This is a genomic window from Pseudomonas sp. PDM04, assembly GCF_014851765.1.
Taxonomy (GTDB): domain Bacteria; phylum Pseudomonadota; class Gammaproteobacteria; order Pseudomonadales; family Pseudomonadaceae; genus Aquipseudomonas.
Map to the genome: position 1 here is coordinate 107,976 of NZ_JACVAI010000005.1, position 12,820 is coordinate 120,795.

Annotated in this window: 12 protein-coding genes; 7 read left to right on the forward strand and 5 right to left on the reverse strand. The window is 61.2% G+C overall.

All coding sequences use genetic code 11. The features are described from left to right. Positions 1-5 precede the first annotated feature (5 nt). Positions 6-785: an EAL domain-containing protein gene (locus IB249_RS20125; protein ID WP_192307467.1), complete on the reverse strand. Its 780-nt coding sequence runs from the start codon at positions 783-785 to the stop codon at positions 6-8. A gap of 116 nt (positions 786-901) precedes the next feature. Between IB249_RS20125 and IB249_RS20130 the strand changes: the two genes are divergently transcribed. Then, a complete protein-coding gene (locus tag IB249_RS20130; protein WP_192307468.1) occupies positions 902-1,309 on the forward strand; it encodes an RNA-binding S4 domain-containing protein in 408 nt (135 codons plus the stop codon). A 128-nt stretch (positions 1,310-1,437) separates the two neighbouring features. On the opposite strand, the gene IB249_RS20135 is transcribed toward IB249_RS20130, so the two are convergent. Continuing rightward, on the reverse strand, positions 1,438-2,238 hold the full coding sequence (locus IB249_RS20135) for a phosphatase PAP2 family protein (RefSeq protein WP_192307469.1): 801 nt from the start codon (positions 2,236-2,238) through the stop codon (positions 1,438-1,440). 103 nt (positions 2,239-2,341) lie between these two features. Between IB249_RS20135 and hslO the strand changes: the two genes are divergently transcribed. Both hslO and IB249_RS20145 read left to right on the forward strand, forming a co-directional pair. Continuing rightward, positions 2,342-3,244 (forward strand): Hsp33 family molecular chaperone HslO, encoded by a 903-nt coding sequence (hslO, locus tag IB249_RS20140; RefSeq protein ID WP_192307470.1) that lies wholly within the window; start codon positions 2,342-2,344, stop codon positions 3,242-3,244. 179 nt (positions 3,245-3,423) lie between these two features. After that, positions 3,424-4,965, forward strand: coding sequence for a phosphoenolpyruvate carboxykinase (locus IB249_RS20145; RefSeq protein ID WP_192307471.1), 1,542 nt, complete (start codon positions 3,424-3,426; stop codon positions 4,963-4,965). 49 nt (positions 4,966-5,014) lie between these two features. On the opposite strand, the gene IB249_RS20150 is transcribed toward IB249_RS20145, so the two are convergent. After that, a complete protein-coding gene (locus IB249_RS20150; RefSeq protein WP_192307845.1) occupies positions 5,015-5,869 on the reverse strand; it encodes a DMT family transporter in 855 nt (284 codons plus the stop codon). A gap of 426 nt (positions 5,870-6,295) precedes the next feature. Here IB249_RS20150 and IB249_RS20155 point away from each other — a divergent pair, with 426 nt between their 5' ends. Next, positions 6,296-6,799 (forward strand): polysaccharide deacetylase, encoded by a 504-nt coding sequence (locus tag IB249_RS20155; protein ID WP_192307472.1) that lies wholly within the window; start codon positions 6,296-6,298, stop codon positions 6,797-6,799. A 26-nt stretch (positions 6,800-6,825) separates the two neighbouring features. On the opposite strand, the gene IB249_RS20160 is transcribed toward IB249_RS20155, so the two are convergent. Beyond that, entirely contained in the window at positions 6,826-7,890 is a 1,065-nt protein-coding gene (locus IB249_RS20160; RefSeq protein ID WP_192307473.1) for a S8 family peptidase, read from the reverse strand. A 253-nt stretch (positions 7,891-8,143) separates the two neighbouring features. On the opposite strand from IB249_RS20160, the gene IB249_RS20165 reads away from it, so the two are divergent. The 3 genes from IB249_RS20165 to IB249_RS20175 all read left to right on the forward strand — a co-directional run bounded on the left by IB249_RS20165 (position 8,144) and on the right by IB249_RS20175 (position 11,940). Continuing rightward, on the forward strand, positions 8,144-10,078 hold the full coding sequence (locus IB249_RS20165; protein ID WP_192307474.1) for an ATP-dependent DNA helicase RecQ: 1,935 nt from the start codon (positions 8,144-8,146) through the stop codon (positions 10,076-10,078). Between the two features lie 132 nt (positions 10,079-10,210). Next, entirely contained in the window at positions 10,211-11,437 is a 1,227-nt protein-coding gene (locus tag IB249_RS20170) for a 3-hydroxyacyl-CoA dehydrogenase (protein ID WP_192307475.1), read from the forward strand. Positions 11,438-11,520: 83 nt separating this feature from the next. Continuing rightward, on the forward strand, positions 11,521-11,940 hold the full coding sequence (locus tag IB249_RS20175) for an acyl-CoA thioesterase (RefSeq protein ID WP_192307476.1): 420 nt from the start codon (positions 11,521-11,523) through the stop codon (positions 11,938-11,940). A 70-nt stretch (positions 11,941-12,010) separates the two neighbouring features. Here IB249_RS20175 and IB249_RS20180 read toward each other — a convergent pair whose 3' ends face one another. Continuing rightward, on the reverse strand, positions 12,011-12,496 hold the full coding sequence (locus IB249_RS20180; RefSeq protein ID WP_192307477.1) for a glycine zipper domain-containing protein: 486 nt from the start codon (positions 12,494-12,496) through the stop codon (positions 12,011-12,013). Between the last annotated feature and the right edge of the window lie 324 nt (positions 12,497-12,820).

Genomic DNA, 12,820 nt, shown 5'->3' on the forward strand with positions numbered 1-12,820 from the left:
GCTGTTTAACGTGCCCAGGCTTCAGGCAACACCTGAGCCATTGCTTTGAATGCAGGCTTGGCGAACCAGTAACCCTGCATCAGAAAAATCCCGCAGTCCGCCAGGAAGTCACGTTCACCGGCGCTTTCAATGCCTTCTGCGATGACTGTAACGTCCAACTCCGCACAGATTGTGACAATTCCCCGAACGATGGCCTGACGGACACGATCGCGGTCGACATCGCGGATCAGCGCCATGTCGAGTTTGATCAGGTCCGGTTGGAAATCCGCCAACAGATTGAGCCCCGAGTGACCGGCGCCGAAATCGTCGATCGCGGTCTTGAAGCCGAATTCGCGGTATTCACGCAGAATATTAGTCAAATGGCGATAGTTATCTACTTGCTGGCTTTCAAGGGTTTCGAAAATCAGCCGCTCGATGGGGAAGTTGTGTTTTTGCGCAGCCTCCAATGTGCTGCGAATACACAGTTCCGGGCGGTACACGGCGTTGGGCATGAAGTTGATCGACAAGTGTGTCTGCATGTTCAAGCGGGCTGCACCTGCAATCGCGCGAGTCCGGCACAACTGATCGAAACGGTAGCGATTGGCGTCGGTGATCTGCTCCAGCACGGTCATTGCGCCTTCCCCGGCAGTACCGCGCACCAGGGCTTCATGGGCGAAAATCGATTGGTCCCTCAGGTCGACGATCGGCTGATAGGCGAAGGCAAAATCGAAACCCAGCGGCGCGCTTTGCTGGCAGCCCTGGCAAGCGCCTTTCGGCGAGGTCAAAGAAGATGGAAATTGGGTCACTCGATTCCTCCATGCCGCAGGTGCGGCCACGTCGACAGTCTATCTGGGGAGCCGAGTTCTTGCGCCCGACAGAAACGGTAGTACAGTTCCGACTATTCTCGGAAAGAGGAATTCAAGTGGCACAAAAAAACGAAGAGGACGACAAGGTTCGTCTCGATAAATGGCTGTGGGCCGCACGTTTTTACAAAACCCGTGCGTTGGCCAAGGCTGCGATAGAAAGCGGCAAAGTGCATTGCCGGGGTGAGCGTTGCAAGCCGGGCAAGGAGCCGCGGGTTGGCGACGAGTTGCAGATTCGTACCGGGTTCGATGAACGGACGATCGTGGTTCAGGCGCTGTCGATCGTGCGCCGTGGCGCGCCGGAGGCGCAGACGCTGTACGCCGAAACCGAAGCCAGCATCGCCAAGCGCGAAGCCGCAGCGGCCATGCGCAAGGCGGGGGCCCTGGGGGTCAGCACCGATGGCAAGCCGAGCAAGAAACAGCGGCGGGACTTGTTCAAGTTTCGCGGGAGCAGCAACGACGAGTGAGCCGGTGCTGCTGCGATGTCCCGGCTGCCGCAATCGTCGGAATGCCGCCCAGAGCAGGCTCGCTCCCACGCGAGCGGTGCATCCAGCGTGGGAGCGAGCTTACCCGTGAACGTGTGGCGCAGGAAGGATCAGGCGCTGCGCACCACGCTCATCCGCGACACCAAAGGCAGTTTCTCCAGCACCCCGAACACCGGCGCCGTGACTTTCAGGAAAAAACGCGACACGTGATAGGCAAACGGCGTGTAGTAACCCCAGCCCAGCGCCCACACCGCCATCAACACACCGCCGATGTAATCGTCCTGGCCCCAATGCGCACCGGCCACCAACCGCGGCATCATGAACAGCAATGCCAGGGACCAGATCACCACGGTCTGCCAGGTCGTGCGGCTGAACACGGTCATGAACAGCGCCCAGATCAGCAGCACCGAGGCATGGTCGCCGGGAAAGCTCTGGGTTGAGCGGTCCTTCAATTCCCAGCGTGCCTCGAGCCCCGGGAAGTAGTCGCTCAGGCGCACCGCGCTGTCGATCATCATCGACGGGCTGTTGTGCTGCCATCCCATGTAACCGGTCAGTTTGGAAAACAGCATGCGGATGAACAGCAACAGCAACAGAACGGAGAAGAACCCGAAAAACGCCCGGCGCACTTCACTGCCCTTGAACACCCAGTCGCCCTTGATCAACAAGCTCAGCAGAATCACCCCGACCACTGCGTCGAAGGGTCGCAGACTTGCAATTGCCCACACGTGGAGCCATATCGGGTGAGTGGCCAGCGGCGAGTTGAGCAGGTGAAACAGCCACTCGTCGAAAAGCACACACAACATCTGGCCCGTAGGCCATAACCAGAAGGCCAGCAGTGCCACTGGCACAAGATTGCAGAACGCCAACCGGCGGAAGTTCCACCTTGCTTGGAACAAACCCGGATTGTTCATAAAATGCCTCCCTTGGCGGAACATCGCGCACCGACAGGGTGTCGCGGGGGCGCAATCTTCATGCTTTGTAATCATTTTGTCATCAATTCAGATACCCAGACCTATGACCGATCTTCCGGATACCGACTACACCCAACGCTTCATCTTCGATGACAGCGACACCCGCGGCGAGCTGGTTTCGTTGGAGCGCAGCTACGCCGAAGTCCTCGCCAAGCACCCCTATCCGGATCCGGTCGCGCAATTGCTCGGTGAATTGATGGCGGCAGCGTCGCTCCTGGTCGGCGCCTTGAAATTCGACGGCCTGCTGATTCTCCAGGCCCGTTCCGATGGCCCGATTCCGCTGTTGATGATCGAATGCTCCAGCGAGCGTGAAATCCGTGGCCTGGCCCGTTACGAGGCGGACCGAATCGCCCCGGATGCGACCCTCGCCGACCTGATGCCCAACGGCGTCCTGGCCCTGACCATCGATCCTCGCCAGGGTCAGCGCTACCAGGGCATCGTCGATCTCGATGGCGCGACCCTGTCCGAATGTTTCACCAACTACTTCGTCATGTCCCAGCAGGTCGGCACGCGTTTCTGGCTGTACGCCGATGGCCGTCGCGCCCGTGGTCTGTTGCTGCAACAACTGCCCGCCGACCGTCTCAAAGACGAAGAAGAACGCGCGGCCAGCTGGCAGCACATCACGGCGCTGGCCAGCACCCTGACCGCCGATGAATTGCTCAGCCTGGACAACGAAACCGTGCTCCATCGCCTGTACCACGAAGAGCAGGTTCGTCTGTTCGATGCGCAACGCCTGCGCTTCCGTTGCAGCTGCTCGCGCGAACGTTCGGCCAATGCGCTGGTCAGTTTGGGTCAGGAAGATGCCCAGAGCCTGGTGGTCGAACACGGTGGCAACATCGAGGTCGATTGTCAGTTCTGCAACCAGCGTTACCTGTTCGATGCCGCCGATATCGCTCAATTATTCGCCGGAGCGGGCGTCGAGACGCCGTCAGATACCCGTCACTAAAACGGTTCAGCGCAGGTAAATTCACTGGTTTGTGCCGGAATAACGCCGTTACGACGGGAGGGCCCTACTATTTTTGGGCTTTTCTGGCATAATCCGGCCCACTTTTTTCGCGGTAGTAGTGCACGACTTTCTACTACAACACGTTTGGAGCACTCGGCCACTGGCCGACGGGGAACCTCATGACGCAAGCCAATAACGCCGTGTACACCGATCTGAGTGTCGATGATCTGGTTAAAGAAGCCCTGAATCGTGGTGAAGGCGAGCTTGCCGATACCGGCGCGCTGGTGGTTCGCACCGGTCACCGTACCGGCCGCTCGCCAGTCGACCGTTTCATCGTTGAAGAGCCGACCACCCAGGACGCCATTGCCTGGGGCCCGATCAACCGCAAGTTCCCGGCCGACAAGTTCGATGCCCTGTGGGCTCGCGTCGAGGCATTCAACAACGCGCAAGAGCATTTCGTTTCCCACGTCCATGTAGGCGCAGCGGAAGATCACTACCTCGCCGTGAAGATGACCACCCAGACTGCCTGGCAGAACCTGTTCGGTCGTTGCCTGTTCATCAACCCGGCGCAGTACAACCCGGCGGGTCGTGAAGAGTGGCAGGTGCTCAACGTGGCCAACTTCGAGTGCGTGCCAGAGCGTGACGGCACCAACTCCGACGGCTGCGTGATCCTCAACTTCGCACAGAAAAAAGTGCTGATCGCCGGCATGCGTTACGCCGGTGAGATGAAAAAAGCCATGTTCTCGGTGCAGAACTTCCTGCTGCCGGCCGCCGATGTGCTGCCGATGCACTGCGCTGCCAACATCGGCGAAGCGGGCGACGTGACTCTGTTCTTCGGCCTGTCCGGCACCGGCAAGACCACCCTGTCCGCCGACGAAAGCCGTTACCTGATCGGTGACGACGAGCACGGTTGGGGCGAAGGCGTTGTCTTCAACATCGAAGGCGGCTGCTACGCCAAGTGCATCGATCTGTCCGAGAAAAACGAGCCGGTGATCTGGAAAGCCATCAAGCATGGCGCCGTGCTGGAAAACGTCGTGATCGATGACGCCAAGCACGCCGACTACGCCGATGTCAGCCTGACCCAGAACAGCCGTGCGGCCTACCCGCTGGAGCACGTTGCCAAGCGTTCCGAGAAGAATCTCGGTGGCGAGCCAAACGCGGTGATCTTCCTGACCTGCGACCTGACCGGTGTACTGCCACCTGTGTCGATCCTCAGTGAAGAACAGGCGGCCTACCACTTCCTGTCCGGCTACACCGCTCTGGTGGGGTCGACCGAAATGGGCTCCGGCGGCGGCATCAAGTCGACCTTCTCCACCTGCTTCGGCGCACCGTTCTTCCCGCGTCCGGCTGGCGAATACGCAGAGCTGCTGATCAAGCGCATCCGTGGCTTCGGCTCCAAGGTCTACCTGGTCAACACCGGCTGGACCGGCGGTGGCTACGGCGTTGGCAAACGCTTCAACATCCCGACCACTCGCGGTGTCATCGCTGCCATCCAGAGCGGCGCATTGGTCGGTGCTGCAACCGAGCACCTGGACACCATCAACCTCGACGTGCCACTGGCCGTACCGGGTGTTGAAACCGGTCTGTTGAACCCACGCAACACCTGGGCCGACAAGGCTGCCTATGACGAAGCCGCCAAGGCACTGGCCGGCCTGTTCATCGAGAACTTCAAGAAGTTCGACGTGAGCGACGCAATCAAGGCTGCCGGTCCAAAGTTGTAAGATCGGTTGGAATGAAAAGCCGCCCTTCGGGGCGGCTTTTTTGTGGGCGTCAGGTTTTCAGGTGCAGGACGAAGGCGCCCACCAGCACCAGCACGACGCCCAACATCGGCATCTTCCCCAGCCTTTCCTTGAAGAACACGTACCCCAGGATCGCCGCGATCCCGCCGGACAGCGTGCTGATCACGGTCACCACCGACACCGAGCCCGCCACCGCGCCCCAGGCGAACGCCGAGAACCCGCCGAGGTTCATCAGGCTGGCGCCGGTCAGCGTCAGGCAGTTTTTCAACGCGGGAACCTTCAGCCCGTCTTCGAGCCGCAGCACGATCACCACCAACACGAACAGGCCGATCAGGTACGCCAGCCAGAGCATCATCACCGGCCCGAGCGCCGGCAATACGAACTGGCCTTGCAGCCAGAAACTGGTGCCGTAGAAACACGCGGCCAACAGCGCGTAGGCAATCGAACGGCTGGCGTGAATGCTGTGGGGTATCTTCGGATCGGAATGAAGGCTGGACAGAACCACCCCGGCTACGCACAGGGCGATGCACAGCAATTGCAGCAGGCTGATCTGCTCACCACTGGCCCAGGACAGCAATGTTGTCACCACGCCATAGGACGTGACCAGCGGTGCGACGATAGACGCCTTGCCCAAGGCAAATGCCTTGGACAGCGCCAACGCTCCGGACACTGTCAGCGCGGCGGCGAACACGCCAAACAACCAGACCTGCAGTGAGGCCGACATCGATTTGAGAATGAACGCCGGAAACGCGACCAGCAGCAGGCTCATGATGCAAAAGCCCAATGCCTGGCCGAAGAACACCGCACGTTTGACCCCCACGGCGCGGGCATTCAAGCCCACCAGAAAATCCGTACCGCCCCACAGCACGGCGGCCAACAACCCCATCAGTACGTCCAAGCGATGTCCTTATCGTGATGCGCCGGAGCGCTCCAGGCCTTCAAGCCGAGGCGTCCCAACGTAGAGTCCTGATCACCCGCCAGAGCATGCCCAGGGTCAATGACACTTGCTCGCCACGCCCCTTGGCTTTGCGTTTCAGAGACACATCCTAGCCGTCGGGCTGGAAATAGCGATGGTTTTCGAAGTCCATGAAGTCGAGCGTGAACGGGCGGCGTCGAGGACAGAGAACGTAGGGGGTTTTACGGTTTTTTGGGGAATGGCCCTAGGTGCGACGACGCGCTTCAACAGTCAAACCCCTACGGGTGGAAATTCCCGCGAGTTTGTCAGGCGCAGCGCCGCAAACCTCTGTATGGTGCGCGCCAGATTATGTAGGACATTTCGCAAATGTCCGGTCGCACTTAAAGGGAATCAGGGATGAAGTGGCTACGAATGGCCTCGGTTTTGTTGTTGTGGGTGGGTGTTTATCGTGTGACGGGCGCATCCGATGCGACCTCCCCGATGTTGATCGCCAACGCGGATCGTACGGGGTGGCCGGATGCGCTCGCCACCCAGGCTGACAGGGACACTGCGTCCCGCGCCGAAGTGCTGATGTTCGGCAAGGCACTGCTGGCCAGCGAAGTGCTGGACGAACAGGCGCTGAAACAGCGCCTGGGTGTACAGACGCTGAAGCTCAAGTCCGTGCGCCAGGTGCGCGACGGATTGTGGGACCGATTGCTGACGACCTACCGCCACGCCAGTCAGAACTGTGACGGCGACAGGTTTTGCCCGCGTGCACGAAACATCGCGGATTTGCGCCAGTTGGCTGCGGCGTTCACCGGCGACATCAGCCAGGCCCATGCCGTCTGGGTGAGCAAGAGCCAAGTGGTCCATGAGCACGCGCTGAATGAGCAGTTGCGGGTGGCGGTATTGCAGCCCTAGGGCCAGGCCACCCGTCGCGTGCCGGTTCAGTTGATCGCCGGTTGCGGTGCCTGGCGCGAAGCCGCTTCAAGGTCCATCAAGCCCCGACCGTAGGCTTCACTGTTGGCATAGATCCCGCTGCGGTTCGCCGTGGCCAGCAGGCGTTCGCGCACCTGCTGCGCGGTCAGCTCCGGATAGCGGCTGTGCAAGGCCGCCAGTGCGCCGCTGACCATGGCCGCCGCCGGTGAGGTGCCTGCGGTCTGTACGTATTTTCCGTCCTTGCCGGTGGTCAACAGCCCGTTCTCGGCTCCGGCATCGCCGCCAGGAACCGCGATGCACCACGCCGCCGCCACGCCGCAATAGTTGGATTTGGCGTTGACGGCCGTGCCATCCGCCTTCAGTGCGACCACCGCGATCCAGCCCTTTTCCAGTTCTGGAAGGGCGTGGGGCAGGCCGGGTTCGGCCAGGGGTTCTCTTTTCAATTCGTTACCCGTCGGGAACACAAACACCGCGCCGTCCTCCACCAGTTGCCGGGCGACCTTCAGCGACTCCGGCATGACCTGGTTGTAGCGCGCCTCACTGATTTCGGTCGCCGGAATGGCATTGGCCCAGGAGTTGTTGAGGATGAAGGCGCCATGGTTGAAGGCGTACTGCCAGGACTTTGCAATTTCACTGTCGAAGAACAAGGGCTCGTTGTTGTCGCCGAAACGGTAGGGGATCACCTGGGCGTTGAACGCGACGCCGTGCATGCCCTGGTCGTCCTTGTTGGCGGCGAGGATGCCGGCCATCTGGGTGCCATGGCCGACCCGGTCGGTGGTGCCCGGACGGTTATCGACAAAGTCATGTCCGGGATCGGCGACCCTGCCCTGAAATTCCGACAGCGTCTGGTTCAGGCCCGAGTCGATCAGCCCGACGGTCTTGCCCTGGCCGGTCCCGCCACGCGCATAAAGACTTGAGGCCTTGACCACGGCCAGGCCCTGTTGGCCCTTGTATTCGATCGTCTCGAAGGGCGCTGTATCGAGGTTGGGTTTGGCCGGGTTCGTCAGGCACCCGCTCAAGAAAAACGGGACCGTGAGCACGGTGGTGAATGAAAGCAGGGTACGTTGGCGCATGATCGTTCCTTCAGGGTTTGCTGCTGCGCTGCACAGTGTGCGCGGCCAAGGTTTTCGGGAAGCTGAACCTTACCGTTGGAGCGGGCAGTCCCGTCATGAAGGCCAAGTGCCCTGTGTGTATCAACCTGTGGCGAAGGGGGAGCAAGGCGGATGCGGTATCATCGCGTAGCATTTTTTCACCCGGCCTTTTCTCGACCTGCTGCGTTCGCCGGCTAGGCTTTGGGCTTCGCAGCGGTCAAAGGAGTGACAGCCTATGCGCAACACCCTGGAACAGGTTTTCGGGTATCCACAGTTTCGTCAGGGCCAGGAAGCGGCGATCAGCGCGGTGCTCGACGGACGCTCGGCGGCGGCGATTTTCCCCACCGGCTCGGGCAAGTCCCTGTGCTATCAGTTGCCTGCGGTGCTGCTGCCGCACCTGACACTGGTGGTCTCACCGCTGCTGGCGTTGATGCAGGACCAGTTGGCGTTCCTGCAGCGCCATGGCATTGCGGCGGGCAGCATCGACTCGGCCCAGAGCCGCGACGACGCCAGTGCCGTGATGGCCCGCGCCAGGTCAGGCGAACTGAAGATCCTGATGATCTCCGTGGAACGCTTGAAAAACGAGCGCTTCCGCCATTTCCTGCAGCAGGTGCCGATTTCGCTGCTGGTGGTGGACGAGGCCCACTGCATCTCGGAGTGGGGCCATAACTTCCGCCCTGACTACCTCAAGCTTCCCGATTACCAGCGTCAGTTCAATATTCCTCAGGTGCTGCTGCTCACCGCCACGGCCACGCCCCAGGTGATCACGGACATGCAGGCCAAATTCGCCATCGCGCCGGCTGACGTGGTGACCACCGGTTTCTACCGCCCCAACCTCAACTTGCTGGTGGAGCCGGTGCGGGGTGAGGACAAGCGCCGACGCCTGGTCGACTGGATGCGCGAACGTCCTGGCCAGCCGAGCATCGTCTACGTCACCCTACAGAAAACCGCCGAGCAGGTTGCGCAGCATCTTGAGCGCAACGGCATCCAGGCCGAGGCTTATCACGCCGGTTTGCCCCATGAACAGCGCGAGGCGATTCAGAAGCGCTTCATGGCCGGGCAATCCAATTGCATTGTCGCGACCATCGCGTTTGGCATGGGCATCGACAAAAGCGACATCCGCAACGTCGTGCATTTCGACCTGCCCAAATCCATCGAAAACTACAGTCAGGAAATCGGCCGCGCCGGCCGTGACGGACACCCGTCGGACTGCCTGGTGCTGGCCAATCGCGACAGCCTCAACGTGCTGGAAAACTTCGTGTACGGCGATACGCCGGAACTGGACGGCATTCGCTGTGTGCTCGACGAATTGCAGGACGCCGCACCGCACGGGCAGTGGGAGTTTCTGCTGGGGCCGTTGGCCGATCAAAGCAACATTCGCCAGCTACCGCTCAAGACCCTGCTCGTACAGTTGGAGCTGCGAGGCATCATCGCGCCGCGGTATGCCAATTACGCCGAATACCGTTTCAAGTATCTGCTGGAGCCCGAAGCGCTGCTGGCCCGGTTCGAAGGTGAGCGCAAGGACTTCGTGGCCGCCATCATCCAGGCTTCGCCCCGCGCACGGACCTGGGCCACGGTGAACTTCGACGCGTTGTACGCGCAGTTCTCCGCCGAGCGCAGCCGGGTGGTCAAGGCATTGGATTATTTCCAGGAGAAAGGCTGGGTCGAGCTCGAGAGCAAGCAGATGACCGAGGTCTACAGCCTGTTGCAAACCAAGGTCGACAGCGAGGCGCTGAGTGCCGAGCTGCATGCGGGCTTCACCCGGCACGAGCGTACCGAAATTTCGCGGATTCACGCGATGCTGGCGTTGTTCGCCACCGAACGCTGCCTGGGGCATCGGCTGGCCGAGTACTTTGGCGACGAAAACGTCCTGCAGCGATGCGGGCATTGTTCGGTGTGCAACGGGCAGGTGGCGCACCTCCCTGAGCCGCCGTCGTTGCCAGCGCTTGTGGATAAGTCTTTCGAGGCGCTGTGCGGCGATTTTATCCACAGGCACCAGCAGCACACGGGCAGTGTGCCCTCTGCCGAGCGGGTGACGCGGTTCCTGTGCGGGATCAGCGTGCCGCTGTTCACCCGGCTCAAGGCGCGGACCATTCCGGGGTTCGCGGCACTGGAAGCGTATCCGTATGGCGACGTGCGCGACTGGGCCCAAGGGCATCTTGCGGGCTGAAACGCCCGTGGCAGAGCGCGCATCCATCCGCTGAATGCCCGCCATCACAGGAATAAATTTCAAAAATGCGCCCTGGCTCTCTAAGGTGAGGCTGCTACGACTTTCTGCCCGCCACTAAAACGAGAACAAAAAATGAGCCAGACGCCGTTCAACCTTCAGCGCGCCGCCGTCATCGGAGCGGGCACCATGGGCCGTGGCATCGTCATGTGCCTGGCCAACGCCGGAATACCGGTGCAGTGGGTCGATAACAATCCGCAGATGCTCGAGCAGGCACTGGCTGCCGTGGCCGAGACCGGGGCGCATAACGTGCGCCAGGGGCGGATCGATCAGGCCGAGGCGGATGCGCGCATGGCACGGATCGAGACGGCTGCCGATTATCTGGCGATCCGCAATGTCGACCTGGTGATCGAGGCGGTTTACGAGAACCTCGAACTCAAGCAGAAAATCTTCCGCGAGCTGGACGGCCTGCTCAAGCCCGAGGCCATTCTGGCAAGCAATACCTCGGCGCTGGACATCGACGCGATTGCCGCCGCCACGCGCCGTCCGCAACAGGTGCTGGGCCTGCACTTCTTCAGCCCGGCGCACATCATGAAGCTGCTGGAAATCGTCCGTGGGGCACAGACCGCACCGGCAGTGCTGGACGCTGCGCTGGATTTGGGCAAGCGCATGGGCAAGGTCAGCGTGGTGGCCGGCAATTGTGATGGGTTCATCGGCAACCGCATGCTCAATACCTACGTGCTTGAAACGCGCAAAATGTTGCTTGAGGGAGCTCTACCCTATCAGGTCGACGCGGTGTTGCAGGGCTTCGGTTTTGCCATGGGCCCGTTTCGCATGTTCGATGTGGTCGGCATCGACCTGCAATGGCGCGCCCGGGAACTGGCGGGTGTCGGTCAGGATGCGCCAGAGGTCCAGGTGGATAATCGCCTCTGTGAAATGGGGCGTTTCGGCCAGAAGAGCGGTAACGGCTACTACCACTACGAGGTGGGCAGCCGTGAGGCCGAGCACGATGTGACGGTGGATGCGCTGGTGCTGCGCGTCAGTGAAGGATTGGGCTTCCAGCGTCGCGAGATCGGCGCTGAGGAGATCCTCGAGCGCTGCCTGCTGGCCCTGGTCAACGAAGGGGCGAAGATCCTTCAGGAGGGCGTCGCGGCGTCCGCGCATGACATCGACCTGGTGTACCTCAACGGGTATGGTTTCCCGGCCGCCAAAGGAGGGCCTATGGCCTGGGCGGACCAGCAGGGGCTGGCGGACATTCATCAGCGCTTGCTGGCCCTGGAAACCCGCCAGGGCGATCACTGGCAGCCGGCGCGGTTGATTGGCGAGTTGGCGGCGGCGGGCAAGGCTTTTGCCGACCATTGATCCCTGTGGGAGCGAGCCTGCTCGCGATGATTACAATGCGGTTTGCGACTTAGACTGACGAACCCGCCCAGGAACCCCTACCGATGCCCTTACGCACCGATTACCCGCACTTCCAGCCCATCACCACCCGCTGGCACGATAACGACGCCTACGGCCACGTGAACAACGTCACTTACTACAGCTTCTTCGACACCGCCGTGAACACCTACCTGATCGAAGTCGGCGGCCTGGATATTCACGACGGCGAAGTCGTGGGTTTCGTGGTGAGTTCGGCCTGTGATTACTTCGCTTCCATCGCGTTCCCCGACCGGATCGACATCGGCCTGCGCGTGGCCAAGCTGGGCAACAGTTCGGTGCAATACGAGCTGGCCGTGTTCAAGGCGGGAGAAGACGAAGCCTGCGCGGCGGGGCGGTTCGTGCATGTATTTGTGGATCGGGCATCGAATCAGCCCGTGGCGATTCCTGCCGGCCTGCGCGGTGCCCTGGAGCGGCTGGTGGTTTGACCGGCAAAAAAAATCGCAGCCCCTGGGGCTGCGATTGCCTGCTCTACCGATAAACGAGGCGACTCAAGCCTCAGTCGCGGTAGCGATGCTTGTGCTTGCGGTGGCCGTAGGCATGGCCGCGCCCCGGATGGCCGTCACGGTAGTAGCGACGATCATCATGGCCACGGCGGTACGAGCGACGATCATCGTCTTCGTCGCTCTTGTTGCCCATGTAGTTACCCAGTGCGCCGCCGGCGCCACCGCCTGCGGCAGAGCCGATCAGGCTGCCGGTGCTGCCGCCCAGGCTGCGACCGACCACGTTACCGCCAGCAGCGCCCAACGCACCGCCAATGGCGGCTTCGCCACGGCTGCGTTTGTCTGCGCCGACTGCGCTACCACCCGCGCCGCCGAGGGCTGCGCCAATGGTTGAACCTGTATTGCCGCCCAACGACTGACCGACGACCGAGCCTAGAACCCCGCCCAATGCGCCGCCCACACCTGCTTCGGTGGTGCCGCCGGCAGAGGCGATGCCACTGACCAGGCCAAGGGACAACAAGAGAATCGAGGAAAACTTCATGGAGGAACCTCAAGGGGATGACGCCGCGATCCTGAGGCCCTGTCAGGGGTGTGACAATCGAAATCCGACGAGTAACACGACTTCAGCACATTTCCATAAGTTACTGTTTTTTAGACGGAACTTAATGTTTTTTCGCCGGTCTTTAGCTACTTCGGAACGGCCGTTTTTGTGAAAAAACGGCCTTTTTTGTGGGCGATGGAAAAGTGCCTGGCCCGGAAAATCGTTGGCCCTGCCAACGCAAATCGCGAGCAGGCTCGCTCCCACAGGTCAGTACATGACGAACTTGTGGGAGCGAGCCTGCTCGCGATGGGGTCAACGAAAAGT

Coding starts and splice junctions, on each gene's coding strand:
- IB249_RS20160 (WP_192307473.1), bottom strand. CDS start 7,890: ATGCGCCAACGTACCCTGCTTTCATTCACCACCGTGCTCACGGTCCCG.
- IB249_RS20150 (WP_192307845.1), bottom strand. CDS start 5,869: ATGGGGTTGTTGGCCGCCGTGCTGTGGGGCGGTACGGATTTTCTGGTG.
- IB249_RS20165 (WP_192307474.1), top strand. CDS start 8,144: ATGCGCAACACCCTGGAACAGGTTTTCGGGTATCCACAGTTTCGTCAG.
- IB249_RS20180 (WP_192307477.1), bottom strand. CDS start 12,496: ATGAAGTTTTCCTCGATTCTCTTGTTGTCCCTTGGCCTGGTCAGTGGC.
- IB249_RS20155 (WP_192307472.1), top strand. CDS start 6,296: ATGAAGTGGCTACGAATGGCCTCGGTTTTGTTGTTGTGGGTGGGTGTT.
- hslO (WP_192307470.1), top strand. CDS start 2,342: ATGACCGATCTTCCGGATACCGACTACACCCAACGCTTCATCTTCGAT.
- IB249_RS20170 (WP_192307475.1), top strand. CDS start 10,211: ATGAGCCAGACGCCGTTCAACCTTCAGCGCGCCGCCGTCATCGGAGCG.
- IB249_RS20145 (WP_192307471.1), top strand. CDS start 3,424: ATGACGCAAGCCAATAACGCCGTGTACACCGATCTGAGTGTCGATGAT.
- IB249_RS20135 (WP_192307469.1), bottom strand. CDS start 2,238: ATGAACAATCCGGGTTTGTTCCAAGCAAGGTGGAACTTCCGCCGGTTG.
- IB249_RS20175 (WP_192307476.1), top strand. CDS start 11,521: ATGCCCTTACGCACCGATTACCCGCACTTCCAGCCCATCACCACCCGC.